General features: G+C 69.8%; 24 protein-coding genes and 1 pseudogene. 14 read left to right on the top strand and 11 right to left on the bottom strand.

All coding sequences use genetic code 11. The annotated features are described in order from the left end of the window. Position 1: 1 nt before the first annotated feature. Positions 2 to 1,381 (bottom strand): PLP-dependent aminotransferase family protein, encoded by a 1,380-nt coding sequence (locus tag AB0H36_RS33730; RefSeq protein ID WP_360533025.1) that lies wholly within the window; start codon positions 1,379 to 1,381, stop codon positions 2 to 4. 24 nt (positions 1,382 to 1,405) lie between these two features. After that, positions 1,406 to 2,401, bottom strand: a complete 996-nt coding sequence (locus AB0H36_RS33725) for an NAD(P)-dependent alcohol dehydrogenase (RefSeq protein ID WP_360533022.1) — start codon at positions 2,399 to 2,401, stop codon at positions 1,406 to 1,408. A 68-nt stretch (positions 2,402 to 2,469) separates the two neighbouring features. Here AB0H36_RS33725 and AB0H36_RS33720 point away from each other — a divergent pair, with 68 nt between their 5' ends. From AB0H36_RS33720 to AB0H36_RS33705, 4 genes are all read left to right on the top strand, one after another. Beyond that, the gene (locus AB0H36_RS33720) at positions 2,470 to 3,129 is read left to right on the top strand and encodes a TetR/AcrR family transcriptional regulator C-terminal domain-containing protein (RefSeq protein WP_360533019.1); all 660 of its coding nucleotides are present in this window, start codon (positions 2,470 to 2,472) and stop codon (positions 3,127 to 3,129) included. Positions 3,130 to 3,191: 62 nt separating this feature from the next. After that, positions 3,192 to 3,611: a VOC family protein gene (locus tag AB0H36_RS33715; protein WP_360533016.1), complete on the top strand. Its 420-nt coding sequence runs from the start codon at positions 3,192 to 3,194 to the stop codon at positions 3,609 to 3,611. A 66-nt stretch (positions 3,612 to 3,677) separates the two neighbouring features. Further along, complete coding sequence (locus AB0H36_RS33710; protein ID WP_360533013.1) at positions 3,678 to 4,142, top strand: carboxymuconolactone decarboxylase family protein; 465 nt, start codon at positions 3,678 to 3,680, stop codon at positions 4,140 to 4,142. A gap of 5 nt (positions 4,143 to 4,147) precedes the next feature. Further along, complete coding sequence (locus AB0H36_RS33705) at positions 4,148 to 4,861, top strand: isocitrate lyase/phosphoenolpyruvate mutase family protein (protein WP_360533010.1); 714 nt, start codon at positions 4,148 to 4,150, stop codon at positions 4,859 to 4,861. 45 nt (positions 4,862 to 4,906) lie between these two features. Here the strand turns inward: AB0H36_RS33705 and AB0H36_RS33700 are convergent, their stop codons facing one another. Further along, the gene (locus AB0H36_RS33700; RefSeq protein ID WP_360533007.1) at positions 4,907 to 5,413 is read right to left on the bottom strand and encodes a hypothetical protein; all 507 of its coding nucleotides are present in this window, start codon (positions 5,411 to 5,413) and stop codon (positions 4,907 to 4,909) included. Positions 5,414 to 5,496: 83 nt separating this feature from the next. Here AB0H36_RS33700 and AB0H36_RS33695 point away from each other — a divergent pair, with 83 nt between their 5' ends. Further along, complete coding sequence (locus AB0H36_RS33695; protein WP_360533004.1) at positions 5,497 to 5,985, top strand: pyridoxamine 5'-phosphate oxidase family protein; 489 nt, start codon at positions 5,497 to 5,499, stop codon at positions 5,983 to 5,985. Between the two features lie 99 nt (positions 5,986 to 6,084). Next, positions 6,085 to 6,735 (top strand): annotated as a pseudogene (locus AB0H36_RS33690) (neutral zinc metallopeptidase); the annotation flags it as partial. 314 nt (positions 6,736 to 7,049) lie between these two features. Here the strand turns inward: AB0H36_RS33690 and AB0H36_RS33685 are convergent. The 3 genes from AB0H36_RS33685 to AB0H36_RS33675 form a co-directional block, all read right to left on the bottom strand. Then, a complete protein-coding gene (locus AB0H36_RS33685; protein ID WP_360533001.1) occupies positions 7,050 to 7,871 on the bottom strand; it encodes an aldo/keto reductase in 822 nt (273 codons plus the stop codon). 35 nt (positions 7,872 to 7,906) lie between these two features. Further along, complete coding sequence (locus AB0H36_RS33680; RefSeq protein WP_360532998.1) at positions 7,907 to 9,886, bottom strand: methylmalonyl-CoA mutase family protein; 1,980 nt, start codon at positions 9,884 to 9,886, stop codon at positions 7,907 to 7,909. Between the two features lie 85 nt (positions 9,887 to 9,971). Further along, the gene (locus AB0H36_RS33675) at positions 9,972 to 10,313 is read right to left on the bottom strand and encodes an STAS domain-containing protein (RefSeq protein WP_360532995.1); all 342 of its coding nucleotides are present in this window, start codon (positions 10,311 to 10,313) and stop codon (positions 9,972 to 9,974) included. Between the two features lie 134 nt (positions 10,314 to 10,447). On the opposite strand from AB0H36_RS33675, the gene AB0H36_RS33670 reads away from it, so the two are divergent. The 4 genes from AB0H36_RS33670 (at position 10,448) to sppA (ending at position 14,253) form a co-directional block, all read left to right on the top strand. After that, a complete protein-coding gene (locus tag AB0H36_RS33670; RefSeq protein WP_360532992.1) occupies positions 10,448 to 10,771 on the top strand; it encodes a hypothetical protein in 324 nt (107 codons plus the stop codon). Positions 10,772 to 10,910: 139 nt separating this feature from the next. Next, positions 10,911 to 11,522, top strand: a complete 612-nt coding sequence (locus tag AB0H36_RS33665) for an RNA polymerase sigma factor (protein WP_360532989.1) — start codon at positions 10,911 to 10,913, stop codon at positions 11,520 to 11,522. Beyond that, entirely contained in the window at positions 11,519 to 12,523 is a 1,005-nt protein-coding gene (locus AB0H36_RS33660) for a CU044_5270 family protein (RefSeq protein ID WP_360532986.1), read from the top strand. The genes AB0H36_RS33665 and AB0H36_RS33660 overlap by 4 nt, the downstream gene beginning before the upstream one ends. Before the next feature lie 77 nt (positions 12,524 to 12,600). Next, entirely contained in the window at positions 12,601 to 14,253 is a 1,653-nt protein-coding gene (sppA, locus tag AB0H36_RS33655; protein WP_360532983.1) for a signal peptide peptidase SppA, read from the top strand. Here sppA and AB0H36_RS33650 read toward each other — a convergent pair. Beyond that, on the bottom strand, positions 14,234 to 15,547 hold the full coding sequence (locus AB0H36_RS33650; protein WP_360532980.1) for an FAD-binding oxidoreductase: 1,314 nt from the start codon (positions 15,545 to 15,547) through the stop codon (positions 14,234 to 14,236). The genes sppA and AB0H36_RS33650 overlap by 20 nt on opposite strands. After that, the gene (locus AB0H36_RS33645; RefSeq protein WP_360532977.1) at positions 15,544 to 16,128 is read right to left on the bottom strand and encodes a cob(I)yrinic acid a,c-diamide adenosyltransferase; all 585 of its coding nucleotides are present in this window, start codon (positions 16,126 to 16,128) and stop codon (positions 15,544 to 15,546) included. Before AB0H36_RS33645 ends, AB0H36_RS33650 begins: the two co-directional genes overlap by 4 nt. A gap of 215 nt (positions 16,129 to 16,343) precedes the next feature. On the opposite strand from AB0H36_RS33645, the gene murA reads away from it, so the two are divergent. Together murA and fabV are read left to right on the top strand one after the other, a co-directional pair. Beyond that, positions 16,344 to 17,630 (top strand): UDP-N-acetylglucosamine 1-carboxyvinyltransferase, encoded by a 1,287-nt coding sequence (murA, locus tag AB0H36_RS33640; protein WP_360532974.1) that lies wholly within the window; start codon positions 16,344 to 16,346, stop codon positions 17,628 to 17,630. A gap of 22 nt (positions 17,631 to 17,652) precedes the next feature. Further along, the gene (gene fabV / locus AB0H36_RS33635) at positions 17,653 to 18,825 is read left to right on the top strand and encodes an enoyl-[acyl-carrier-protein] reductase FabV (protein ID WP_360532971.1); all 1,173 of its coding nucleotides are present in this window, start codon (positions 17,653 to 17,655) and stop codon (positions 18,823 to 18,825) included. Here fabV and AB0H36_RS33630 read toward each other — a convergent pair. Continuing rightward, positions 18,822 to 19,373: a CGNR zinc finger domain-containing protein gene (locus tag AB0H36_RS33630; protein WP_360532968.1), complete on the bottom strand. Its 552-nt coding sequence runs from the start codon at positions 19,371 to 19,373 to the stop codon at positions 18,822 to 18,824. The two genes, fabV and AB0H36_RS33630, sit on opposite strands and share 4 nt — an antisense overlap. A 71-nt stretch (positions 19,374 to 19,444) precedes the next feature. Here AB0H36_RS33630 and AB0H36_RS33625 point away from each other — a divergent pair, with 71 nt between their 5' ends. Then, a complete protein-coding gene (locus AB0H36_RS33625; protein ID WP_360532965.1) occupies positions 19,445 to 20,656 on the top strand; it encodes an MFS transporter in 1,212 nt (403 codons plus the stop codon). Here the strand turns inward: AB0H36_RS33625 and AB0H36_RS33620 are convergent. Continuing rightward, the gene (locus tag AB0H36_RS33620) at positions 20,643 to 23,147 is read right to left on the bottom strand and encodes a DUF3516 domain-containing protein (protein ID WP_360532962.1); all 2,505 of its coding nucleotides are present in this window, start codon (positions 23,145 to 23,147) and stop codon (positions 20,643 to 20,645) included. The two genes, AB0H36_RS33625 and AB0H36_RS33620, sit on opposite strands and share 14 nt — an antisense overlap. After that, positions 23,144 to 23,986 carry an ATP-grasp domain-containing protein gene (locus tag AB0H36_RS33615; RefSeq protein ID WP_360532959.1) on the bottom strand — a complete coding sequence of 281 codons (843 nt, stop codon included), beginning with the start codon at positions 23,984 to 23,986 and terminating at the stop codon, positions 23,144 to 23,146. The genes AB0H36_RS33620 and AB0H36_RS33615 overlap by 4 nt, the downstream gene beginning before the upstream one ends. Before the next feature lie 137 nt (positions 23,987 to 24,123). Here AB0H36_RS33615 and AB0H36_RS33610 point away from each other — a divergent pair, with 137 nt between their 5' ends. Continuing rightward, positions 24,124 to 25,350, top strand: a complete 1,227-nt coding sequence (locus AB0H36_RS33610) for an SGNH/GDSL hydrolase family protein (RefSeq protein WP_360532956.1) — start codon at positions 24,124 to 24,126, stop codon at positions 25,348 to 25,350. Positions 25,351 to 25,389: the final 39 nt, after the last annotated feature.

The raw sequence follows: 25,389 nt of genomic DNA, 5'->3' as shown, positions 1-25,389 counted from the left end.
GTCAGACACCTAGCACTTGGCAGAGAAGGTCCAGGGCACCTTGGTAGGCGTGGTCGGGTGGGGTGCCGTAGCCGACGATCACTGCTTGGCGGGTGGCTGGCGTGGGGTTGAAGTGGTAGTTGGTGAGCGTGTTGAGGCCGAGGCCCTGGCGGGCGGCTCGGGCGACGATGTCCTCGGCGTCGCCGGGGACGTCGAGGAGGACGTGCAGGCCCGCAGAAATGCCGGCGACCGTGACCTCCGGCGCACGTTGCGCCAGCAGCTCGACCAGGCGGTCGCGGCGGCGCCGGTAGTGCAGGCGGGATCGCCGTACCTGGCGGTCGTAGTGGCCTGAGGCAATGAACTCGGCGAGGGTCAGCTGGTCGAGGGTCGCGGTCTGGTAGTCGGCAGTGCGCTTGGCCTCGACCACCGGCTCGAGCAGGTGCTGTGGCAGCACCATCCAGCCGAGCCGGACCCCCGGCGTGAGGCTCTTGCTCGCGGTGCCGGTGTAGACGACCCGCTCGGGGTCCAACGCCTGCAACGCCCCCACGGCCTGCCGGTCGTACCGGAATTCCCCGTCGTAGTCGTCCTCGATCAGCACCGCACCGGCTTCCCGCGCCCACTCGACAGCCGCCGTACGGCGCTCAGGCGCAAGCGGCACGCCCGTCGGCATCTGGTGCGCCGGCGTGAGCAATGCGCCGTGACCCGACAACCCGGAGACACAGGCACCCAGCTCGTCCACCCGGACCGGCACCGGCTCGATCCCGCGCGACCGGATCACGTCCAGGTGCAGCGAGTACCCGAACTCCTCGACCGACAGCGTGGTCCCACCGTGCGACCTCAGCACCTCACTCAGCAGGCTCAGCGCCTGCACGAACCCCGAGCAGATCAGGATCCGCTCCGGATCGGCCCGGACCCCGCGCGCCCGGGCGAGGTAGTCCGCGAGCATCCGCCGCAACTCGATCCGGCCGCGCGGATCGCCGTACCCGAACGCCTCGTTGGGCGCCGAGGGCAACGCCTTGCGCGCGGCGGCCAGCCACTCGCTGCGCGGGAAGGTGGCCAGGTCCGGCGAGCCCGGCCTCAGGTTGTAGCGGAAGCTCTTTGCCTCCGACAACGACGGCGACAGCGGCGGTACGGCGGCCGGCGGCGGGCCGGTCCGGTTGGCGACGACCGTGCCGGACCCCTGGCGGGCAGTCAGCCAGCCCTCGGCGACGAGTTGCCCGTACGCGTCGGCGACCGTGTTCCGGGCGATCCCGAGATCCTTCGCCAGTGACCGGGACGACGGCAGCCGGGTCCCGGCCGGCAGCCGCCCGCTCCGGATCGAGTCGTGCAGCGCGCCGACCAGGTCGTTGCGCCCGCGCGCCGCCGTCAGATCCAGGTGCAGATCCGCTCCCGAGTCCTCCATGTGCAGGACTCTATGCCGTGCCGCTCAGATGGTGATGGCGATCTTGCCCCGCACCTTGCCGGCGTCGAGCTGGCGCATCGCCTCCGGTGCCTGCTCGAGCGGATAGGACCGGTCGATGCTCGGCGTCACCTTCCCGGCCTCGATCAGCTCGGTGAGCCGCTCGAGCTCGCTGCCGCGTTCCTTGTTGATGAAGCTGGTCAGCCGCTGGCCGACGAACAGCGACAGGATCCTGGCGCCCAACTGCCGGTGCATCCCGCCGGTCAGGCTGCCGCCGCCCTCGCCGCCGGTCATCACCACCGTCCCGGTCGGCGTGAGCGCACGCCGCAGCCGGGCGAACGTCGGGTTGCCGGCGATGTCGACGATCAGGTCGTAGCGGGTCCCGGTCGCGGCGAAGTCCTCGCGGGTGTAGTCGAGCACGTGGTCTGCGCCAAGGGACTGGATCAGGTCGAGCTTGGCGGTGCTCGCCGTACCGGTGACCTCCGCGCCGAAGGCTTTGGCGAGTTGTACGGCGTAGCTGCCGACTCCCCCGGATGCCCCGGTGATCAGCACGTGCTGACCCGACTTGATCCGGCCGACGGTCAGCGCGTCCAAGGCGGTCAGCGCGGAGATCGGGACGACCGCAGCCTGCTCGAACGAGAGGTTGGCCGGCTTGCGGGCGAGCTTGGCCTCGCGGGTCAGGGCGAACTCGGCGAACGAGCCGGGCGCGACGCCGTACACCTCGTCGCCGACCGCGAACTTGCGCACCGCCGAGCCCACCGCCTCGACCGTGCCGGCGGCGTCCCGGCCCAGCACAGGGTTCCGTGGGCGGCGGAGACCGAAGGCGAGGCGGATCGCGTACGGCGTGCCGGTCATCAGGTGCCAGGTGCCGCGGTCGAGGCCGGCTGCCTGCACCCGGAGCAGGACGTCGTGGTCGCCGAGCCGGGTGGCCTCGGGCCGGGCGATCCGGTCGGAGCGCAGGACGTCGACCGCGCCGTACCCGTCCTGGACGATCGCTCGCATCGTGGTGGTGGTCATCGTCATCGTGCGCACCTTTCGTACTTAGTACGGCAACGGTAACGTACTTTGTACGAAACTGCTATGGTCCGGGGATGGAAAAGTCCGGGCCCACTCGTCGGGAGCGCCCCAAGCTCAGCCGTGACCGGGTGCTGGAGGCCGCCGTCGCGGTCGCCGACGCAGGCGGGATCGGCGGACTGACGATCCGGTCCCTCGCCCAGGAGCTCGGGGTCAAGCCGATGTCGGTCTACTACCACGTGGCCAACAAGGAGGAGATCCTCGACGGGATCGTCGACTACGTGTTCAGCCAGATCGACCTGCCGTCGGCCGACGGCGACTGGCGGACCGAGCTGCGCAAGCGCGCGGAGTCGGCCCGCCGGGTGCTGCGCCGGCACAGCTGGGCGATCGGCCTGATGGAGTCGCGGACCTCGCCGGGTCCGGCGACCCTGCGCCACCACAACGCGGTCCTCGGGACCTTGCGGGCGGCGGGGTTCTCGGTGGAGATGACCGCGCACGCCTACGCGCTGCTCGACAGCTACATCTACGGGTTCGCCATCCAGGAGGCCTCGCTGCCGTTCGAGGGTCCCGACAGCGTGGCCCAGGTCTCGGAGGCGATCATGGCGCGGTTCGCGAGCGGCGAGTACCCGCACATGGTCGAGATGGCGACCGAGTACACCAACCAGGGCGGGTACGACTTCGGCAACGAGTTCGAGTTCGGCCTCACGCTGATCCTCGACGGTCTCTCGCCGGCTTGACCCTCCGGCGACCGGAGGCTCCATCGTCGGTGACACGACATCGCCGAACGAGGAGAACAGCCGTGATCACCAGCATCTTTCCGGTCATCTGCGCCGACGACGTGGCCGCCACTCGGGACTTCTACGCCGGCCGCCTGGGCTTCAAGGTCATCTTCGACAGCGGTTGGTACGTCCAGCTCGAGGCGCCCAGCGGCAACCGGCCGCAGCTCGGGATCGTCGAGCGGGAGCACGAGAGCGTCCCGGAGCGCTTCCGGCAGCAGCCGGCCGGCGTCCTGGTGTCGATCGAGGTGGACGACGTGGACGCCGTGCACGAGACGATCAGCGCGGCGGGTCACGAGATCGCGCTGAGCCTGCGCAGTGAGGACTTCGGCCAGCGGCACTTCATGACCGTCGACCCGAGCGGCACGCTGGTCGACGTGATCACCCCGAACCCGCCGTCGCCGGAGTTCGCCGCCGCGTACGCCCAGTCCGCGGCGGACTGATTGGCCCCTGGAATCACCCGGAAAGTGGACCACGAGTCTGGGCCGATCTCCGCCTAGCGTGGAGGTATGAGCACAACGACGCGGCGGGTCAAGCTCGCCAACCTGGCCCCCGACTTCTACCAGGCGATGATCGCGCTGGACGCGGTCTCCGACACCGGGATCGACCCCAAGCTCGCGCACCTGGTCCGGATCCGCGCATCCCAGCTGAACGGCTGCGCCTACTGCACCGACATGCACTCCCTCGACCTGCTGCAGCTCGGCGACGACCAGCAGCAGCGGATCTCCCTGCTGCCGGTCTGGCGGGAGTCGCGCAAGTTCTACTCCGAGCAGGAGCAGGCGGCGCTGGAGCTGACCGAGGCGATCACCCTGATCAGCGTCGACCACGTCCCCGACGAGGTGTACGACGTCGCGGCCACGGCCTTCGACGAGAAGGACCTGGCCCGGCTGATCGCGCTGATCATCACGATCAACGCATGGACCCGGATCGGCGTGACCGGGCGGATGGAGCCCGGCCACTACAAGCCGAGCTGACCGGCATGCCATCCACAGCGGAACTCTTCCGCGCCATGCATCACGGCAGTACGCCGTTGGTGCTGCCGAACGCCTGGGATCCGGTCAGCGCCCGGATCGTGGCCGAGGCCGGCTTCCCGGCCGTCGCGACCAGCAGTGGCGCGATGGCCCGGGTCCTCGGGTACGACGACGGCCAGCTGACACCGCCGGCCGAGATGTTCTCGGCGGTGGCGCGGATCGCTCGCGCGGTCGACGTACCGGTGACGGCCGACCTGGAAGCGGGGTATGGCCTGCCGGCCAAGGAGTTCGCCGAGCGGCTGCTCGAGACCGGAGCCGTCGGCTGCAACCTGGAGGACTCGGTCGACGACGTGCTGACCGATCCGGCGCAGCAGGCGGACTATCTGGCCGAGGTCCGCGCGACCGCGGGTGCGGACCTGGTCATCAACGCCCGGATCGACAGCTTCATCGCCGGCGCATCCCGTGACGTCGCCGAGGCGGTCCGGCGGGGCCGCGAGTACCGACGGGCCGGGGCGGACTGCACGTATCCGATCTTCGCGCCGGTCGACGTACTGCCCGAGGTGGTCGCGGGGATCGGCGGGCCGATCAACGCGCACGCAGCCCCCGGCGGGCCGACGCCGGCCGAGTTGGCCGCCGCCGGTGCGGTGCGGATCTCGTACGGCACCAGCGTGCACAAGCATCTGATGGACGGGCTGCGCCAACTGCTGCCGTCGCTGAGCTGAGGTGGGTGGGTGGGGAAGGCTATCAAGGGTTCGCGGGGCAGGTAGTTATCCTTCGTGGACTGCTGGTGGAATTTCAGTCCAGGACAACTGCCAGGTCCACCGGTACGACGACCCCGGTGCCAACGTGATGGACTCGTCGGTGCTGACGAGGGCGTTCTCGTCGGGGCGGAACGGCGTGCCTTCGAGCATCTGGACGGCCAGACCGGGGTTGGCCGCATCGCGGTACGGCGTGCTGACCGCGAGCGACGCGATCTCGACGGCCTCAGTGCTCGTGTTGCGGATCTCGTATGTCTCGGTCCATTGCTCCCCGAACCGGCGGCCGATGCGGACCTCGAGCGCGCCGAGTTGATGCAGCAGGTCGATCCCGCTCTGCCGCCACCGCACCAGCACCGGATCGTCGAAGCGCTGGCTGTCCTGACCGGTGAGTACGACGCCTTTGCCCCACGCTTCGTGGTCCTGCAGCAACTGTCGGCCGTCCGGATCGATCACCTGCACGACCGCGCCGTCGTCGGCGACGTGCGCCGTACCTGCGCCGAATCCGAAGATCTCCACAAGTGGTCAACCTACCGATGTCGAGAACCGGGTACCGGGTTCGTCCCCCTGGTGAGTAGCCGCTCACCGAAAGGATGCGAATCATGAACAAGCAGGAGATCGCCGAGATCCTCGCCAAGCCGTACGCCCAGCAACTCCTGGCCGGCCCCGAACCGGCCCGCTTCGCCTACACCGCCCTCGACGGCGACCCGCGCGTGGTCCCGATCGGCTTCTGGGTCGACGGCGACCGCCTCCAGATCGCCACCGCGCCGAAGGCCGCCAAGGTCGCCGCCCTCCGCAAGAATCCCAAGGTCGCGATCACCATCGACAAGGGCGCCTTCCCGCCCAAGGTCCTCCTGCTCCGCGGCGCCGCTGAGGTCGAACTGGTCCAGGGCATCCCACAGGGCTACCTGGAAGCCGGCCACAAGGTGATGACCGACGACCAGTACCCGGACTGGAAGGCCGGCGTGGAAGGCCTCTACACCGAGATGGCCGTCATCACCGTCACCCTCACCTGGGCTAAACTCCTCGACTTCGAAACCACCATCCCCAAGGCGGTCGAAGACCTCATCAAGGAAAAGTCCGCCAGCTGACGCGGTCGACCAACGCGTGCTACCGCTCGCCGGCGGGCTCGCCGCCGGCGTTCGCGGGCTGGTTGTTGCGACCTGGGGGGTGGCTAGGATCGCGCCGTGATGAGGTGGGGTTGGGTGGCTGGGGTCGCCGTTGTTGTGCTGGCGGCGGTTGGGGTTGTCGTCGTGCGGGAGGTTGCCGGCGGTGAGAGTCGGCCGACGGCTGGGACTGTGGTGACACCGTCCCCGACGCCAACGCCCACACCGACGCCGACGCCGACGCCGACGCCGACGCCGACGGTTGAGCGCAGTACACCGCGGAGTACGCCGAGCGTGCGTACGAGCGCCGAGGTTCTCGCGGCGCAGAATCGGGCTGTTATGCAGAACCCGCTGTACCGCGTGGGTCGGCTGCCGGCGTCGCGGTGCAAGGAACCCGCTGCCCGGCCGACCACGGTTGCGAACGTGCGGAAGTACTACACGGAGTTCGTCCGCTGCCTCGACAAGGTGTGGGCGCCGGTGGTCCGCAGGGCCGGCTTCACCTTCCAGGCGCCGCGGGTCGAGATCGTCACCAGCGGGTCGCGCACCCAGTGCACCGTCACCGACTCAGCCGCGTACTGCGGCGGCGTCATCTCCATGAACGCGACCTACGACCTGAAGAACTACCGCAACGACAACCCGTTGTGGGCACGCACCACGATGGCCCACCTCGTCGCCCACGAGTACGGCCACCACATCCAGCGGCTGACCGGGATCAGCGGCGCTTCCGCAGCGCGTTCGCAGTACCTGTCCGGGGACGCCGCGCTCGCCGAGAGCCGGCGCATCGAACTTCAGGCATCGCTGCCTCAGCGGCGTCTACCTCGGCGCGGATCGGCGCTACTTCCCCGCCACCGGCGCCTGGCTGCAGCGCTACCTGTGGACGATCCGCAATCGCGGCGACGAATGGAACCCGACGCGAAGCCACGGCAAGAGCACCAGCCACAGTCGATGGACCCGCCGCGGCTTCGACGCAGCCAACCCGTCCGCCTGCAACACCTTCACAGCCTCCGCCGCGAGCATCGCCTGATCGACACCCGCCTGCGCGGGTTTGGTCAGGACCACCACATGTCGGAGCGGGACAAGGCGTCGGGGGTTTGGTTGGTGGTGTCGAGGGCGTCCAGGGCGGAGATCGCGTCGGCGTCGAGTTGGAAGTCGGTGACGGCGAAGTTCTCCTGGATGCGTTCGGGGTGGGTGGACTTCGGGATGACCGAGAGGCCCTTCTGAACTGCCCAGCGGATCAGGACCTGGGCGGGGGTGCGTCCGACGGCGGAGGCGATTCGGCCGACGACGGGGTTGTCGAGGTGGCGGCCGGTTCCGAGTGGGCTGTAGGCCTGCGCGATCACGCCGGCGTCCTCGCAGGCGTCGACCAGGGCGCGGCGGTACTCGAACGGGCTGAACTGGATCTGGTTGACCGCCGGCGGGATCTGGCTCACCTTCAGGAGCTCCTGGAGCTCCGCGGCGCTGAAGTTCGAGATCCCGATGCCCTTGGCCAGGCCGGCCTCGCTGGCCTTCTCCATGCCTGACCACGCCCAAGTCGGCCCACCCTGCGGCCAGTGGATCAGGTACAGGTCGACGTACTCCGTCCCGAGCCGCTCCACACTCCGCTCCGCCTCGGCCAGCGGGTCGCGACTGCCCGGGTAGAACTTCGTCGTCAGGAAGATCTCCTCCCGCGGCACACCGCTGCTCCGGATCGCCCGGCCGACACTCGCCTCGTTCCGGTACGCCTGCGCGGTGTCGATCAGCCGATACCCGTTCTCGAGCGCCGCCGCGACGGCCCGCTCACACTCCCGCCCGTCCCGAACCTGCCAGACCCCGAGCCCCAGCACCGGAATCTCAGCACCGTTCAACAACCTCCGCACCACCTGATCAGCCATGCCCCCCTTCTACCACCCCACCCCACACCACAGCCTCAGAGCTTGTTGGCGTGGCGGATTACGTCTACTACGTCGGACATCATGCCGGTGAGGTCGTAGTCCTTGGGGGTGTAGACGGCGGCTACGCCGGCGGCCAGGAGGGCTCGGGCGTCGGTGTCGGGGACGATGCCGCCGACGACGACGGGAACGTCTTCGAGGCCGGCTTCGCGGAGGCCGGCAACTACCTGGGGGACGAGTTCCATGTGGGAACCGGACAGGATCGAGAGGCCGACGCAGTGGACGTCCTCGGCGACGGCGGCGGCGACGATCTGCTCGGGGGTCAGCCGGATGCCCTGGTAGATCACCTCGAAGCCAACGTCCCGGGCGCGTACGGCGACTTGTTCGGCACCGTTGCTGTGGCCGTCGAGCCCCGGCTTGCCGACCAGGAACCGCAACCGCCCGCCCAGCTCCTCAGCGGTCACCGACACCTTCTCCCGTACGGCGGCGATCGCCTCACCGCCGGCCGAGACGCCAACGGACCCCGAGACCCCGGTCGGTGCGCGGTACTCGCCGAACATCTCCCGCAGCACCCCCGCCCACTCCCCCGTCGTGACGCCCGCCCGGGCGCACTCGAGGGTGACCGGCATCAGGTTGTCGGTGCCCTTCGCGGCCTCGCGCAGCTTGCCGAGTGCAGTGTCGACCGCCTTGCCGTCCCGCTCGGCGCGCCAGGTCCGCAGCGACTCGAGCGCGGCGGCCTCCGCGGCCGGGTCGACGGTCTGGATCGCGGTGTCGAGGTCGGCGGTCAGCGGCGACGGCTCGGTGTTCTCGAACTTGTTCACCCCGACGACGATCTGCTCACCGGACTCGATCCGCTGCCGGCGCTCGGCGTGCGATGCAACCAGTGCCTGCTTCAAGTAACCGCTCTCAACGGCCGCGACAGCACCGCCCATCGCCTGCACACGATCGATCTCCTCGCGCGCCCCGGCGACCAACGAGTCGACCTTCGCCTCGATCACGTGCGAGCCGTCGAAGATGTCGTCGTACTCGAGCAGGTCCGACTCGTACGCCAGGATCTGCTGCATGCGCAGCGACCACTGCTGGTCCCACGGCCGCGGCAGGCCGAGGGCCTCGTTCCACGCCGGCAGCTGGACCGCGCGGGCGCGAGCGTTCTTCGACAGGGTCACGCCGAGCATCTCGAGCACGATCCGCTGGACGTTGTTCTCCGGCTGGGCCTCGGTCAACCCCAGTGAGTTGACCTGTACGCCGTACCGCAGCCGACGGGCCTTCGCGTCGGTCACGCCGTACCGCTGCAGCGTCAGCTCGTCCCACAACCGCACGAACGCGCGCATCTTGCAGGTCTCCTCGATGAACCGCACCCCGGCGTTCACGAAGAACGAGATCCGCTGTACGACGTCGCCGAAGCGCTCCTGCGGGACCTGGCCGGCGTCCCGAACTCGATCCAGTACGGCGATCGCCGTCGACAGCGCGAACGCGAGCTCCTGGACCGGGGTCGCACCGGCCTCCTGGAGGTGGTAGCTGCAGATGTTGATCGGGTTCCACTTCGGCACGTTCGCGACCGTGTAGGCGATCAGGTCGGTGGTCAGCCGCAGCGACGCGTCCGGCGGGAACGCGTACGTGCCGCGGGACAGGTACTCCTTGACGATGTCGTTCTGCGTGGTGCCGGTGAGCTCGGCGGGCAGCGCGCCCTGCTCCTGCGCGGCGACCTGGTAGAGCGCGAGCAACCACATCGCGGTCGCGTTGATGGTCATCGAGGTGTTCATCTGAGCGAGCGGGATCTGGTCGAACAGTGCCCGCACATCACCCAGGTGCGCGATCGGCACCCCGACCTTCCCGACCTCGCCCTTGGCCAGCGCGTGGTCGGCGTCGTACCCGGTCTGGGTCGGCAGGTCGAACGCGACCGACAGCCCGGTCTGGCCCTTGGCCAGGTTCCGCCGGAACAACGCGTTCGACTCCGCCGCGGACGAGTGGCCCGCGTACGTCCGCATCACCCACGGTCGATCCTTCTCGGTCGCCATGTACCCGAGAGTAGGACTGTGTTCCTTTGTGCGTCCCCTGCTCGTGACCGGTGTCACCAGGGGTCTGGATCACACAGGCACGGCTTCAAGCGCTGATCGGCAGGGGGGTGCGTTCGACGTTGAGGATGCGGTGCAGGCGGGTGACCGCGAGGATGCGGATCACCGAGGGCATCGGGTGCCAGAGCACGAGTTGACGGCCGAGCAACTGGGTCCGGCGGTGCGTGGCGACCAGCAGGCCGAGCCCGGTCGCGTCCACGGCGTCGACCGACTCCAGGTTGACGATCACGTCGCCGTCGGAGCTGTCGATCACCTGGTTGAGCGTTTGACGGACGTCACCCACCGAACGGACGTCCAGGATTCCGGTCAGATGTACGACGTTGGGTGTGGTCGGGTGTGCAGTTGTGTTGTCTTGGGTCGGTGCGAGCATGTCCGTGCCCTCCGCTCTCCCCTGGCGGCCCCCGAGTCATCGGCCGCACTGCAGCGTGTGGAGATAAAGACTCCATGGAGACCCGGAAGGTTGCCAAGACTTCGCGACGATTTATTTCGCGAGACAATAGCTGCGTGTTCGCCGAGCAGTACTTCTTGTTTCCACTCGTGGCCATCGCACTGGCCGGGCTGATGGTACTGCTGTGCCGCTGGGCTTTCTCGAAGGCGAAGGGCGGCTCGCTGGTACGGCGTGTCGACCTGCGGCCGGCCGACCGGGACTCCTTCGGACTGCTGGTCGCCATCCTGACGATGCCCACCTACAACGAGGTCCGGGTCAAGGTGTCGATGCTGAAGGACTTCGGCATCAAGGCGACCGCGGCCCGGACCAAGGACGGCTGGACCGTCTACGTCTGGCCGCAGGACGAGACCGCGGCCCGCGGCCTGCTCGACGCCTCCTGACGGTTTCTTCCACCTGGCTGTCCTCCCGAGAGCGCTCTCGCGCGTCCACCTCCCGGTAGCTCACCGACGTGAGAAGGGGCTGGGGGACATCGGACAAGAAGAGGGTGAGTCGACCGGTACATCAGACGTGGGGAGCTCCATGACGCCCGACCTGGCCTTGGCGACGCTCGCGTTCCCGGGCCGGCTGCCGGCAGCCGCCGTACCTGCGGAGGCCGACGAGGACGGCCGGGCGCTGGAGGCATCGGTCCGGGAGCCGGACCGGTTCACGCTGATCTTCGACCGGTACTTCGGCCAGGTGCACGCGTACGTCGCCCGCCGGCTGGGGACCGACATCGCTGACGACCTGGCGGCGGAGACGTTCCTGATCGCGTTCCGGCAGCGAGACCGCTTCGACCGGCGGCACGGAGTGGTTCGGGCCTGGCTGTACGGCATCGCGACCAACCTGATCCGGCGGCACCGGCGCGACGAGGTGCGCGCCTGGCGGGCGATCGCGAAACTCCCGCCGCCGGTGGAGTCCGTCGACGACGAGGAGCGGATCGCCGCCCAGGTCACCGCGCAAGGTGTAGGCCGTGAACTGGCGGCCGCGCTGGCGAAGGTGTCGGCCAAGGACCGCGAGGTGCTGCTCCTGGTGGCGCTCGGGCAGCTCACGTACGACGAGGTGGCCGCAGCCCTCGGGATCGCGTACGGCACCGTCTGCTCCCGGCTCTCGAGAGCCCGCCGCATCCTCCGCGACACGCTGGAGCCGCTGTGAACGAACTGGAGAGAATCCGCAAAGCCTTCCCCGAAGCCGAGGCGCCGTCCGCCCAGGCGACCGCCGCTGCACGGCGTCAGGTGGAGGCGTTGATCCGAGAGGCCGACGGTGACGGCGGCGGAAGGGTGTACGCCTTCCGCAGTATCGCTCGGACGGGATGGGTGGGGACTGCGTTGACTGCAGTTACTGCTGTGGTGACTGTGGTCGGTTTGGGGGTGCCGCTTCTCCACGGTGTGGATGGGACGGTTGAGGCGGCGCCGGCGACGATTACGCCGAGCGCGCCGCGGTTGGCGAGTGCCAGTCAGGTGTTGATCGCGGTTGCGCAACTGCAGGAGACGGACGAGAAGGTCTCCGGGAGGTTCTTCCGGGTGCGGAGTCTGCAGGTGAACGGGACTCGGCGGGTGATCACGGAGAGCTGGATGCCGATGAAGCCCGGCGTGCAGTCCTGGTTCGGCTGGGTGGACCTGAAGTCACCCATCGAGCCGGTGGTGAACAAGATGGGCTTCGACCAGGTCCCGCCCGGCTACTACCTGACCGGCGACAAACCCCTGACCGCACAGCAGATAGCAGCCCTCCCCACCGACCCGGTCAAGCTCCGCGCAGTCCTGTCGGCCGACGTCGACCCCGACGCGACGGCGAGCGAGCGCGAGTACGTCGTCTTCGCCGCGGCCGGACGCCTGCTGTTCGAGATGCCGTCCCCGCCGAAGCTCCGCGGCGCCGCCCTCCGCGTGCTCGCCACCCTGCCCGACACCCAGGTCCGGACCGGCGTGCAGGACCCGATCGGCCGGTCCGGGACCGAGATCATCTTCACGCCGGACCCGTCGATGCCCAGCGCCGGCAAGACCTTCATGCACCGCGGCGGCGCCCGCTACATCATCGACCCGGTCACCGGCCGCCTGCTGAGCTCGTCGTACCGCGGCCTGAAACCCGGCGCCACCGTCGTCCTAGAGTCCGGCTGGACCGACGAGAAACCCCGGCCGCCCTCCCGCACCGTCCGCTGAGCTGGCACCGCCGGTCGACGCCCCGCTCGGCGCTGCCGGGCGGGGCAGTTCTTTTGCGCACCGTCTAGGGTCGGTGTATGGGGATTCTGCTGGAGCTGGATCTGACCAGGGGTGTGCTGGAGACGCCACCCGCCTCGCCCGTGGCTGCGTTTCGCGCGCGGCACCTGCCGACTCTGCGGGAGCTGGTGGGAGCGCTGCGGAAAGGGGCGCGCGACGACAATGTCGTCGGTTTGGTCGCCCACATCGGCGGTCACCGGCTGTCGCTCTCCCAGGTGCAGGACCTGCGCGAGGCCGTCGCGGACTTCCGTACGTCGGGCAAGGCGGCCGTCGCGTGGACGGAGTCGTTCGGCGAGACCGGCCAAGGGACCGTGCCGTACTACCTGGCGACCGCGTTCGACGAGATCTGGCTGCAGCCGTCCGGTGACCTCGCGATCACCGGGATCTCGGTGCAGGCCGTCTTCGTCCGTGGCGCGCTGGACAAGGCCGGGGTGATCCCGCAGTTCGGCAAGCGCCGGGAGTACAAGACCGCGGCGGACACCTTCACCGAGAAGGAGATGACCGAGCCGGCCCGCGAGATGGCGTCGCGGCTGGCCGAGTCGGCGTACGAGCAGATCGTCGAGGGCATCGCCGTACGGCGCAGACTCGACACCGCGCGGGTGCGGGAGCTCGTGAACACCGCGCCGCTGCCTGCCCAGACCGGGATTGAAGTTGGGCTCGTCGACCGGCTCGGCTACCGCTCCGACGTGTACGACGAGCTGCGCAAGGGGCTCGGCGAGACGACCAGGCTCCTGGCCGAGCGGTACATCCGCCGCGGGCCGCGGACCCTGGAGGACCTGCGAAAGCAGCTGCCGTGGCCGCAGAAGCCGCTGGTGGCCGTCGTGCGGATCTCGGGCGGGATCACTGTGGGCCGCAACTCCAACAGCCCGCTCGGTGGACCGGGCTCCGGCTCCGACACCATCGGCGCGGCGCTGCGGGCGGTCGCGGACAACGAGAAGGTGAAGGCCGTCGTACTGCGGGTGGACAGCCCAGGCGGCTCGTACGTCGCCTCGGACGCGATCCGGAACGAGATCCTCCGGCTGCGGTCCACCGGGCGTCCGGTGATCGCGTCGATGGGCACGGTGGCAGCGTCCGGCGGGTACTTCGTCTCGATGCCGGCCGACGTGATCGTCGCGCAGCCGGGCACCATCACCGGGTCGATCGGTGTGCTCTCCGGCAAGGGCGTCGTACGGGACGCGCTCGGGCGGATCGGGATCTCGCAGGAGGCCGTGTCGGAGGGCGAGAACGCGCGGATGTACTCGGCGCAGGAGGAGTTCACCGACGAGCAGTGGGCGCGGCTGGAGGAGACGCTCGACCGCATCTACAAGGACTTCGTCGCCAAGGCGGCGCAGGACCGCGGGCTGCCCGAGCAGCAACTGGAGGGACTCGCGCGCGGCCGGGTCTGGACCGGCGCGGACGCCCACAGCCGCAAGCTCGTGGACGAGCTCGGCGGCTTCCAGCACGCGCTGACGGTCGCCTGCAACCGGGCCGGCCTGGACCGCGACAACATCGGGCTGGCCACGGTCCCGCACCGCAACCTGCTGGACCACCTGCGCGCTCCCACGACCACTGACGACCTGGCCGTTCGTGCTCAGGCGCTGACTCTCGACGGCCTGGCAACCGGTATCTACAGCGCGCTGGGCCTGCCGCCCGAGGGCCTGCTGCGGATGCCGCTCAACTGGCAGCTGGCGTGATCGACTGCGGGAAGGCGAAGAAGCCGTCCGGGTCGTAGGCCTGCTTGACCTTGCGCAGCCGATCGAGGTTCTCGCCGTGGTACGCCGTCAACGCGTCGGGCAGCGTGGGGTCGGGGAAGTTCGGGTAGACCCGGCCGGAGCTGAACGGCTCGAGCGGCCGGAACAACCCGGCCAGCGCGGACCGCAACTCGGCCTCGGTCGTCCGCAGCGCCTCCTCGCCGGAAGGTAGCGGCGCGCCGGTGACGAGCTCGACGAGGAAGGCCTGGTCGCGGTGCGCGAAGGCGCTCCAGTCGACGTCGTGCCGGTTGTACTCGCCGCCCATCGGCGTCAGGTTCAGCTCGGCATCGCCGAGACTGGCCAGCACCTCCCGCCAGGTCCCGCCGGGAACGCTGCCCGCGAAGAACGCCGACTTGCTGACGTCCAGCCGCGGTTGCGTACGCTCCACGTCGCCGAGGCCGACCACCGAGCGCTTGAGCTCGCGATACGGCATCCGCGCGATCGCGGTCGTCGCCGGCTCGCTGCCGACCGCGACCACGAGCCGGTCGACCTGATCCAGGTCGTCGACGACGAGCCCGAACACATGAACACCCTCGGGCGTCACCTTCACCGCAACGTTGACCTCGTCAGGCGCGTACGGCGCCCAGCGCTGCCACGCATCGACGACGGCGACTGCATGGTCGCGCGGCCAGGTCAGATGCAGCCGATGCGCACTCGGCGACGGCACCCCGGTGAACCACAGCTTGGTGACCACGCCGAACTGCCCGCCACCCGAACCACGGATCGCCCAAAACAGGTCGGCGTGCTCGTCCGGGGCGCACCGTACGACGCGGCCGTCGGCGAGCACGAGCTCGGCCGCGATCAGCTTGTCCGAGGTCAGCCCGTGCATCCTGCCCAGCAGACCGATTCCGCCGCCCAGCACCAGGCCCGCGATCCCGACCGTCTCGCCGCACCCGGCCGGAAGGGTCAGGCCGACTTCGTCGAGGGCGTCGTACACCTCCGGCAACCGGACGCCCGCGCCGACGCGGACCATCCTGTCGGTGACGTCGATCGACGCCATCGGCGAGACGTCGAGGACGATGCCGGTCGTGGTCGACCGGCCGGCGAAGCAGTGCCCGCCGCTGCGGGGCACGACCGGCTGCCCGGTACGGCGTGCCTCCGCCAAAACGTCGGCCACCTCGGCGGGGGTGGCGCACTGGGCGATCGCGGCCGGGTGCACCTCGCCGTACCGGGGCATGGCCGGCCGGCGGGCCGCCTCGTACTCTGCGGAACCCGGCCGGAGCCAGCGGACCGTCACGAGGTGCGTTCGCCGCCCGGGACCCAGAGGACGTCGCCGCCGGACGACAGGTTCGCGACCCGGCCGAGGATGAACAGCAGGTCGGACAGCCGGTTGAGGTAGGTCAGGGCGAGCAGGTTGATCGACGGGCCGTGCGCCTCGACGGCGGCCCAGCCGGCCCGCTCGGCCCGCCGGACCACGGTGCGGGCGACGTTCAGGTACGCGGCGCCTTCGGTGCCGCCGGGCAGGATGAACGAGCGGAGCTTGGTGAGCCGGCTGTTGTAGTCGTCGCACCAGGCCTCGAGGCGGTCGACGTACTCCTGGGTGATCCGCAGCGGCGGGTACTGCGGATTCGGCGTGATCGGGTTGCACAGGTCGGCGCCGACGTCGAACAGGTCGTTCTGGATCCGGTTCAGCAAGACGACCAGGGTGCTGTTCAGGTGCCCGGCGGCGATGGCCACTCCGATCGCGGAGTTCGCCTCGTCCACCTCGCCGTACGCGGCCAGCCGCGGATCCGTCTTCGAAGTCGTCGAGTTGTCGCCCAGGCGGGTCTCGCCGGCGTCACCGGTCCGGGTGTAGATCCGCGTCAAGTTCACAGCCATGGCAAGGACTCTACGCAAAGGCCGGATCCCTCCGCCTCGACCCGTGGACCCGGCCGCGCTGCGCGGCACTCGGCGGGCACATCGCCGCGTTGGAGAGCGAGGCACGGAGAACCCCACTCCGAGCCTCGCTCTCCGCCTTGCGCTGCACTCCGCCGAGCACCTGCTCGCGGCTGGCCGGGTCCACGGGTCGAGGCGCAGAACGCTACAGTCGGCTGGTGGAACGGTTTCGGATCGCGGGTGAGGCACGGCTCGAAGGAGCCGTGGAAGTTGCTGGTGCGAAGAACAGCGTGCTGAAGCTGATGGCGGCGGCGCTGCTGGCGGAAGGTACGACGCTACTGCGGCAGGTACCGAGCATCCTCGACGTCACCTTCATGGCCCAACTGCTGGACACGCTCGGTTGCCAGGTGACCGTCGACGCGGACGAGCGGACCGCGACGATCGCCGTACCGGGTGAGGTCGGGCACCAGTGCGACTACGAGCTGGTCCGCAAGCTGCGGGCGTCGATCTCGGTGCTCGGGCCGCTGCTGGCCCGCTGCGGCCAGGCGGAGGTAGCCCTGCCGGGCGGTGACAACATCGGCTCCCGCGGGCTGAACATGCACGTCGCCGGCCTGGAGGCGATGGGCGCGAAGGTGCACATCGAGCACGGTTTCGTGATCGCCGAGGCGCCGCAGGGGCTGCACGGCGCCGAGGTGTGGCTGGACTTCCCGAGCGTCGGCGCGACCGAGACGATCATGATGGCGGCCGTGCTGGCGCGCGGTACGACGGTGATCGAGAACGCGGCCCGCGAGCCGGAGATCCAGGACATCGCCGCGATGCTGGTTGAGATGGGCGCGCAGATCGACGGCGCCGGGACGCCGCGGATCGAGATCACCGGCGTGACCGGGCCACTGCGGCCGGCCGACCACGTCGTCGTACCGGACCGGATCGTGTCCGGGAGCTGGGCGTTTGCTGCGGCGATCACCAAGGGCGACGTGACGGTCACGAACGGCCACGCCGAGCACCTCGAGCTGCCGCTCGACAAGCTGCACAAGGCGGGCGCGGAGATCACCGTGCTGGAGTCCGGGTTCCGGGTCCGGATGCACGACCGGCCGAAGCCGGTGGACGTGGTCACGCTGCCGTACCCCGGGTTCGCGACCGACCTGCAGGCCTTCGTGATCGCGCTGAACGCGGTGAGCGACGGCGCGGCGATGGTGACGGAGAACCTGTTCGAGGGACGGTTCACCTTTGCGCAGGAGCTGACCCGGCTCGGCGCCCAGATCCAGACCGACGGTCACCACGCCGTCGTCCGCGGTGTCCCGCGGCTCTCGGGCGCACCGGTCGTGGCGTCGGACATCCGGGCCGGCGCGGCCCTGGTCCTCGCCGGCCTCGCCGCCGAGGGCGAGACGCTGGTGTCGGCCGCCCATCATGTGCACCGCGGCTACACCGACTTCGCCGGCAACCTCCGCCGCCTGGGGGCCGACGTCACAGTCGAACCGGATGACGCGGAGATGTACTGGAACTAGTTGCCGGTTTAGGGTCTTGCGCATGACTGAGCGCGTGATCAAGCCCCTCGGCCGTGGTTTTCTCTTCCTGGACTCGCATCCGGCCGCGTGTGCCCGGCTGGTCCGTGACGCGGCCGCGCAGGTCGCGCGGCGAGCGCCCGAACGCCGTACGGCGCTGGTGATCGGGTCGAGCTCCGGCTACGGGCTGGCCGCGACGATCGCGGGGCTGGCGCGCTACGGGATCGACGGTGTCGGGGTGTCCTTCGAGAAGGCGCCGACAGCTCGCCGCACGGCGACCGCGGGGTGGTACCGCACGGCCGAGACGGCTGCGCTGGCCGCCGAGCTCGGGCGCGACTTCCGGTTCGTCAACGCGGACGCGTTCGCGGACACCACGAAGACCGAGGTGCTCGACCTGATCGCCGAGCGCTGGGGCGGGATCGACCACCTGATCTACAGCGTCGCCGCGCCGCGCCGGGTCGACCCGCGCAACGGCGAGACGTACCAGTCGGCACTCAAGGCGATCGGCGCCGCGCACACCACCAAGAGCCTCGCCTTCGAGGACGGGCAGCCGGTGCTGCAGGAGGTCGGGATCGACATTGCGACCGAGGACGAGATCGCGCAGACGATCAAGGTGATGGGCGGCGAGGACTGGGGTCGGTGGATCGCTGCCCTGTCCGAGCGGGGTCTGCTGAAGCCGGGCTTCAACACGGTCGCGCTCACCTACATCGGCTCCGAGCTCACCGGGCCGATCTACCGGCAGGGCTCGATCGGCGCCGCCAAGGCCGACCTGGAGCAGACCGCGCTGACGCTGAGCAAGGACGCCGGCGTCCAGGCGATGACGTCGGTGAACGGTGCCGCCGTCACCCAGGCGTCGTCCGCGATCCCCGGTATCGGCCTCTACGTCAGCCTGCTGCACAAGGTCCTCGGCGACGGGTTGCAGACCCCGATCCAGCAGTCGATCGCGTTGTGGGACCAGTTGACCGGCGAGAGCCCGCTGGACCTCGACGAGGAGGGCCGTATCCGCCTTGACCGGTGGGAGCTGACCGACGACGTCCAGGCCGCCGTACGGGCTGCTTGGGAGTCCGCAACGCAGGACACCATCGCGGACGTGGCCGACACCGCGTGGTTCCTCGCCGAGGTACGGCGGCTCTACGGCTTCGACGTACCCGGGGTCGACTACGAGGCGCCGACCCAGGTCGACGTCACCTGGCCTTAGTTCCGGGCGCGGTATTGCCGCATCTTGTTGCGGGAGCCGCAGAGGGACATCGTGCACCAGCGACTGCGGCCGGCCGGGCTGCGGTCGTAGTACACCCATCGGCAGCTGTCGGACGCGCATGCCTTGAGGCGCTGCCAGTTGCCGACGGCAACTGATGCGGTGATGTCCGCGGCCAGCTGGGCGACCAGCCCCGGCGCGCCCACGAGCCCGTCCGCCGGACGAACTGTCGCGCCTCCGTCGGCCGACAGCTCGAGCCGGAGCGGCGCCTCGGCGAGGATCCGGTCGAGCACCGCAAGCGACTCCCCCGGTACGTCGACACCGGCATGGGCCAGGCAGACATCGCGGATCGCCTCGCGGAGCGCCAGCACGTCGGCGAGGTCGGCCCAGTCGAACCGCAGCTCCGGTAGTCCGTGGTCGGCACAGAAGGTCCGCAGATCGGCGGGCTTGCCGAGCTCGTCGCGCGCCAGCTCCAGGTCGACGGTGTTCACCAGGTCCTGGACAAGCACCAGCGGCTCAGGGGCTGGGTTGCGCTCGCCGGGCTGAATCACGCTTGCCACGTTACCGCTGTTGGGGCATGATCCGGTAACGGTTACTAGATGAGGCGGAGGTACTGGTAACGGTGGACAGCGACTTCAAGCGGTTCTGGGCCGGGCAGACGGTCTCGGCGGTCGGCACCCACGTCACGGCGGTCGCCCTGCCGTTGACTGCTGCGCTCACCCTCGACGCGGGCGCCGCAGGCGTCAGCGCGATCGCGACGGCGACCTACCTACCGAGCGCTGCGCTGCCGCTGCTCGCCGGGCACTGGCTCGAAGGGCGGCGAAAGCGCGGTGTCATGATCGCCGCCGACGTGATCCGGGCCGCCGCGGTGGCCGCGATCCCGGCCGCCTGGGCATTCGGTCACCTCACCCTGCCCTTGCTGGTCGCCGTGGCCTTCCTGGTCGGCGCCGCGAGCGTGGTCTTCGACATCGCATCGTTCGCCTACCTCCCGGACTTCGTGCCGGAAGCGGAGCTGCCGTCGGCGAACCGGGCTCTCCAAGGGTCGAGCACGGCCGCGCAGGTCGGCGGGCCAGGCTTGGCGGGTTTGCTCGTCCAGCTACTCGGGCCGGCCGTCGCACTCCTGGTGGACGCGCTCTCCTATCTCACCAGCGCACTCGGCATCAGGTCGGCACGGCGGCCGGAGGCGGCGCCGCACGCCACCGACGACCGGCCTGGCCTGTGGGAAGGCGTCCGGCAGATCAAAGTCAGCCCGTTCCTGCGCTCGCTGACCGCCCACGCGGCGCTGTTCAACGCGTCCGCACAGATCATGGTCGTCAACCTCGTCGTCCTCGCGGTGAAGGAGCGCGGCCTGTCCGCCGGGGGTTACGGCATCGCGCTGAGCGCGGGCGGCGCCGGCGCGTTCGCGGGAGCGATGATCGGGCTGCGGCTCGCCAAGCGGCTGGGGTACGGCCGGGCGTTCCTCGCCTCGATGGTGCTGTCCACCGGCGTGCCGCTCCTGACCGCGCTCCTCCCCGGTCGCGGAGTCAGGTACGGCGTCCTCCTCGGGCTCGTCCAGTTCGCGGGCGGTATCGGGCTGGGCAGTGCGAATGTGCTGTCGGTGACGATCCGCCAGCTGCTCATCCCCCGCGCATCCCTTGCCCGGAGCAACGGCGCCTACCGCACGTTCACGTACGGCGTGCTCCCGATCGGCGCTGCGCTGGGCGGAGTGCTGGGCAGTGCGTTCGGCACGACCGCCGCGGTCGCGATCGGCACCATCGGTATGGCGCTGTCCGCACTGCCCATGTTCGTCCGGGAGGTGCGCACGCTCGAGACGCCGGTGACTACAGCGGCTTGAACGACGCCATTTCCAGGACGAGATCGCCGGCTTCGTCGGAGGCCGCGAGGTCGACGGACGCGGTGATGCGCCAGTCGTGGTTGCCCTCGGGGTCGTCGATGATCTGCTGGACCTCCCAGTAGCCGGGGTGCTCCTCGACCATGAACAGCGCCGGGCCGCGGGCCGCCGGGCCGGTGTTCAGGGTGGAGTGCTCGGCGTAGTACGCCGTACCGGCCTCGGCCCAGCGAGCGGCGTCCCAGCCCGCCTCGGTGTCGAGCTGGCCCAGCTCCGCCCAGCGGTGCAGGGAGATCAGCTCGACCCGGCGGAACATCGCATTGCGGACCAGGACCCGGAAAGCCCTGCTGTTCAAGGTGATCCGGCGCGGCCCGGCCGGGGTCGCGACCTCCGCCACCTCTTCGGGCACCGGGTTGGTCAGCTCCTCCCACTCGTCGAGCAGGCTGGAGTCGGTCTGCCGGACCACCTCGCCGAGCCACTCGACGATGTCGGTGAGGTCGTCGTTCACCTTGTCCGGTGGAACCGTCTGGCGGAGCGCCTTGTAGGCGTCGCTGAGGTAGCGCAGCACGATCCCCTCGGACCGCGCGAGCCCGTAGTACCCGATGAACTCACCGAACGTCATCGCCCGCTCGAACATGTCCCGGACCACCGACTTCGGCGACAGCCCGGTGTCGGCGATCCACGGGTGCGTCTGCCGGTACATCTCGAACGTTGCCTCGAGCAACTCGTTCAGCGGCTTCGGCCAGCTGACGTCCTCGAGCAGCTCCATCCGCTCCTCGTACTCGATCCCCTCGGCCTTCATCGCGTTCACCGCTTCGCCCCTGGCGTGGTGCTCCTGCGCCCACAGCACCGCGCGCGGGTCCTCCAGGGTCGCCTCGATGATCGAGACCACGTCCAGCGCGTACTCCGGGCTCTCGGGGTCGAGCAGGTCGAGGGCGGCCAGCGCGAACGTCGACAACGGCTGGTTGAGGCTGAAGTCCTTCTGCAGGTCGACGGTCAGCCGCAGCGTCCGGCCGTACTCGTCCGGTTCGTCGAGCCGCTCGACCACGCCCGCGGTCAGCAGGGTCCGGTAGATCTGGATCGCCCGGCGGATCAGCCGGACCTGGGTCCGGGCGTCCTCGTGGTTGTCGCGGAGCAGCCGCCGCATGCTCGCGAAGGCGTCGCCGTCGCGGGCGATCACGTTCAGCAGCATCGCGTGGCTGACCCGCATCCTCGACTGCAGCGCCTCCGGCTCGGCCGCGACCAGCCTGTCGAACGTGTCCTCGCCCCAGGTGACGAACCCCTCCGGCGGCTTCTTCCGCTGCACCTTGCGCTGCTTCTTCGGGTCGTCGCCGGCCTTCGCCAGGGCCTTCACGTTCTCGACCACGTGGTCCGGCGCCTGGACGACGACCGTCCCCGACGTGTCGTACCCGGCCCGTCCCGCCCGGCCCGCGATCTGGTGGAACTCCCGCGCCTTCAGGATCCGCTGCCGGCGTCCGTCGTACTTGCTGAGGGCTGTGAGCACGACGGTCCGGATCGGGACGTTGATGCCGACGCCGAGGGTGTCGGTGCCGCAGATGACCTTGAGCAGGCCGGCCTGCGCGAGCTGCTCGACCAGCCGGCGGTACTTCGGCAGCATGCCGGCGTGGTGGACGCCGATCCCGTGCTTCACCAGCCGCTGCAGGGTCCGGCCGAAGCCCTTGCTGAACCGGAAGTTGCCGATCAGCTCGTTGATCTTCTCCTTCTCCTCCTTCGAGGAGACGTTGATGCTGGTCAGCGCCTGGGCGCGCTCGAGGGCGGCGGCCTGGGTGAAGTGAACGACGTACACCGGCGCCTGGTGGGTGGTGAGCAGCTCCTCGAGCGTCTCGTGCAGGGCGGTGGTGACGTACTTGTAGATCAGCGGCACCGGGCGCTCGGCACTGGACACGATCGCGGTCGGGCGGCCGGTCCGCCGGGACAGGTCGATCTTGAACCGCTCGACGTCGCCGAGGGTCGCCGACATCAGGACGAACTGCGCGTTCGGCAGCTCGAGCAGCGGCACCTGCCAGGCCCAGCCGCGGTCGGGCTCGGAGTAGAAGTGGAACTCGTCCATCACGACCTGGCCGACGTCGGCGTCGGCGCCCTCGCGCAGCGCGACGTTGGCGAGCACCTCGGCGGTGCAGCAGATGATCGGCGCTCCGGCGTTCACCGACGCGTCACCGGTCAGCATGCCGACCTTGTCCGCCCCGAACACGTCGCACAGCGCGAAGAACTTCTCCGACACCAGCGCCTTGATCGGCGCGGTGTAGAAGGTCCGCCGCCCGTTCGCCAGCGCGGCGAAGTGCGCCCCGGTGGCGACCAGGCTCTTGCCCGACCCGGTCGGCGTCGACAGGATCACGTTCGACCCCGTCATCACCTCGATCAGCGCCTCCTCCTGCGCCGGGTACAACGAGATCCCCTGCTCCCCCACCCACCCGGCGAAGGCGTCGTACAGGGCATCGGCGTCGGTCGTCCCCGGAACATTCTCAGTCAGCGTCATCGCAACCCATTGTCCCTTACGGACCAGAACAGCGCGGCGACCAGGTCGCCCGCCTCCCGCGACGCGGGCCAATCACTCACCTGTCCGTCCCCGAGCTCGACGACCCGCCACACCCCGTCGGCCCGCCGGACCAGGTCAACAGTCACGAACGGCAGCGTGAGCCCGGCAACCAGCGGCTCGACCTCGACCAGATCCACCCCCGCCGGCAAATCGTCCGGGCTGTCCGGATGCGGCGTGACCAGCACACACCGCCCACCGACCCACCACGTCCGCACCTCCGGCCCGGCGAACTCCTCGAACCGCCGCAGCACGAACCCACCCGTGAACGCGTCCTCCCGCAACTCCAGGAACCTGCGGGCCACCCGCTCTACGGCGGCCGGCTCGGGCACGTAGGCAGCCTCGTCCCAGTAGTGCTTCATCGACTTCACGTAGTCCCGCAGTACGGCGGGGCCGTTTCCCAGCTGCTGAGCCGCGATTGTCAGCTCGTCCACGTCGTCACCTGTGGTCCACACGGACTCCGGTGTGACCGACTTCATCGCGTCGTACCAGCCAGGGAACTCGTGCGCAGTCCGGTAGGCCTCGGCTGACGTCCGCAGTGTCACTCCACGATCCGCGAGCGCCTTCGCGAATCCGTCGTACTCGCTCGTCGACATCATCCATCCGCGATACACGGCATGGTCCGCAGCCGGCACTCCCTGGACGGCGCGCTCCGGATCGCCGAGCGCGTCGTGGTCGATGCGCGCGACGGCGATCCCCCGCTCGCGGGCGGCGGCGGCCTGTCCGGCGAAGTGTGGGTCGACCCGGCGCGGGTTCAGTGGGTCCTGCGGTACGAGCAGCATGCGGCTGATTGTCCCGAAGGCGGGTGTCGTGGCGCTCACGGTTTTCGAGCGACCGCTGGGCTCGGGGAAGGGGCCGTTCGGCGCTGCAACAACTGCAACGCGTTGAGGTTATATCTATTCAGGGATGACTTGGCAGAATGAATACTTCCTCGTGGCGCCGTGTGGGCGCGAGTTTGCTGGTGATGGCGGTGGGGGTGGCGGGCCTGGTGGACCCGGCGGCTCCGGATGGTGGGGACGATGCTGGTGGCACCCAACTGGTGACGACCTGGGGCGCCAGTGACGACATCGCGGGCGGGACGTTGAGCGACATGACGGTGCGGAACATCGTGCGCACCAGCGTCGGCGGGTCGGACCTGCGGATCCGGCTGACGAACGCGTACGGCGACCAGCCGCTGGTGACCGATTCCGTGTACGTCGGGCGACATCAGGACGGCGCGAGCGTCGTACCGGGAACGAGTCGGCGACTGACGTTCGGCGGGAAGACGTCGGTGCGGATCCCGCCGGGTGGGCTGGCGATCAGTGATCCGCTGCCTGGTCCGGTGCCGGCGCAGACCAGCCTGACCGTGAGCTTGCACGTGGTCGGGCAGACCGGTGTGATCACGGCGCACAACCGCGCGATGCAGCACAGCTACAAGTCGGTCTCCGGTGACCACGCGGCCGACGAGTCGGCGACGCCGTACCAGACCGAGTCGTCGGCGTGGTTCTTCGTCAACGCCGCGATCGTCTCGGCGCCGCGGCAGGTCGACTCGGTCGCCACGCTGGGCGACTCGATCACCTCGTCGGTCGGTACGACGATCGACACCAACCGGAGGTGGCCGGACGTGCTCGCCGACCGGTACGCGCAGTTGCCCGAGCATCGGCGGCTCGCGATCTCCAACGAGGGGATCTCCGGGAACCGGGTGCTGAACGGTGTGGCGAAGGCGGGTAGTGCGGGGCCGAACGCGCTGGCCCGGCTCGACCGGGATGTGCTGACGAAGCCCGGCGTACAGACTGTTCTTGTGCTGGAGGGGATCAACGACATCTATGCCGGGGCGACTGCGGACGAACTGATCGACGGGTATCGGCAGTTGATCGCGCGGGCGCACGCGGCCGGGCGCTGCATCGTCGGTGGGACGATCACGCCGGTCGGTGGGTCGTTCGTGTACTCGCCGGAGAAGGAGGCGGCTCGGCAGGCCGTCAACACGTTCATCCGCACCAGCGGGGAGTTCGACGGCGTCGTCGACTTCGACGCCGCCACCCGCGACCCCGCCGACCCCACCCGCCTCCAGTCCGCGTACGACGGCGGCGACGGCCTCCACCCCAACGACGCCGGCAACCACGCCATGGGCCAGGCCGCCAACCTAGAAACCCTCCGCTGCAACTAAAAACCACCGCGCGCACCGCCCGGGGGGCGGTGCGCGCGG

Origin of the sequence: Kribbella sp. NPDC050820 (assembly GCF_040653975.1) — a bacterium.
In the GTDB taxonomy this organism is placed as follows: Bacteria; Actinomycetota; Actinomycetes; order Propionibacteriales; family Kribbellaceae; genus Kribbella.
Note: the sequence above shows the minus strand (reverse complement) of the source record. Positions and strands in the feature narration are given on the sequence as shown.

Excerpts from the sequence above, each read along its gene's own strand:
- AB0H36_RS33705 (WP_360533010.1), top strand. The coding sequence starts at position 4,148 with ATGCCATCCACAGCGGAACTCTTCCGCGCCATGCATCACGGCAGTACG.
- AB0H36_RS33685 (WP_360533001.1), bottom strand. The coding sequence starts at position 7,871 with ATGGCTGATCAGGTGGTGCGGAGGTTGTTGAACGGTGCTGAGATTCCG.
- AB0H36_RS33675 (WP_360532995.1), bottom strand. The coding sequence starts at position 10,313 with ATGCTCGCACCGACCCAAGACAACACAACTGCACACCCGACCACACCC.
- AB0H36_RS33620 (WP_360532962.1), bottom strand. The coding sequence starts at position 23,147 with ATGACGCTGACTGAGAATGTTCCGGGGACGACCGACGCCGATGCCCTG.
- fabV (WP_360532971.1), top strand. The coding sequence starts at position 17,653 with ATGACTGAGCGCGTGATCAAGCCCCTCGGCCGTGGTTTTCTCTTCCTG.
- AB0H36_RS33730 (WP_360533025.1), bottom strand. The coding sequence starts at position 1,381 with ATGGAGGACTCGGGAGCGGATCTGCACCTGGATCTGACGGCGGCGCGC.
- AB0H36_RS33725 (WP_360533022.1), bottom strand. The coding sequence starts at position 2,401 with ATGACGATGACCACCACCACGATGCGAGCGATCGTCCAGGACGGGTAC.
- AB0H36_RS33695 (WP_360533004.1), top strand. The coding sequence starts at position 5,497 with ATGAACAAGCAGGAGATCGCCGAGATCCTCGCCAAGCCGTACGCCCAG.
- AB0H36_RS33610 (WP_360532956.1), top strand. The coding sequence starts at position 24,124 with ATGAATACTTCCTCGTGGCGCCGTGTGGGCGCGAGTTTGCTGGTGATG.
- AB0H36_RS33665 (WP_360532989.1), top strand. The coding sequence starts at position 10,911 with ATGACGCCCGACCTGGCCTTGGCGACGCTCGCGTTCCCGGGCCGGCTG.
- AB0H36_RS33645 (WP_360532977.1), bottom strand. The coding sequence starts at position 16,128 with ATGGCTGTGAACTTGACGCGGATCTACACCCGGACCGGTGACGCCGGC.
- AB0H36_RS33680 (WP_360532998.1), bottom strand. The coding sequence starts at position 9,886 with ATGGCGACCGAGAAGGATCGACCGTGGGTGATGCGGACGTACGCGGGC.
- AB0H36_RS33710 (WP_360533013.1), top strand. The coding sequence starts at position 3,678 with ATGAGCACAACGACGCGGCGGGTCAAGCTCGCCAACCTGGCCCCCGAC.
- AB0H36_RS33615 (WP_360532959.1), bottom strand. The coding sequence starts at position 23,986 with ATGCTGCTCGTACCGCAGGACCCACTGAACCCGCGCCGGGTCGACCCA.
- AB0H36_RS33720 (WP_360533019.1), top strand. The coding sequence starts at position 2,470 with ATGGAAAAGTCCGGGCCCACTCGTCGGGAGCGCCCCAAGCTCAGCCGT.
- sppA (WP_360532983.1), top strand. The coding sequence starts at position 12,601 with ATGGGGATTCTGCTGGAGCTGGATCTGACCAGGGGTGTGCTGGAGACG.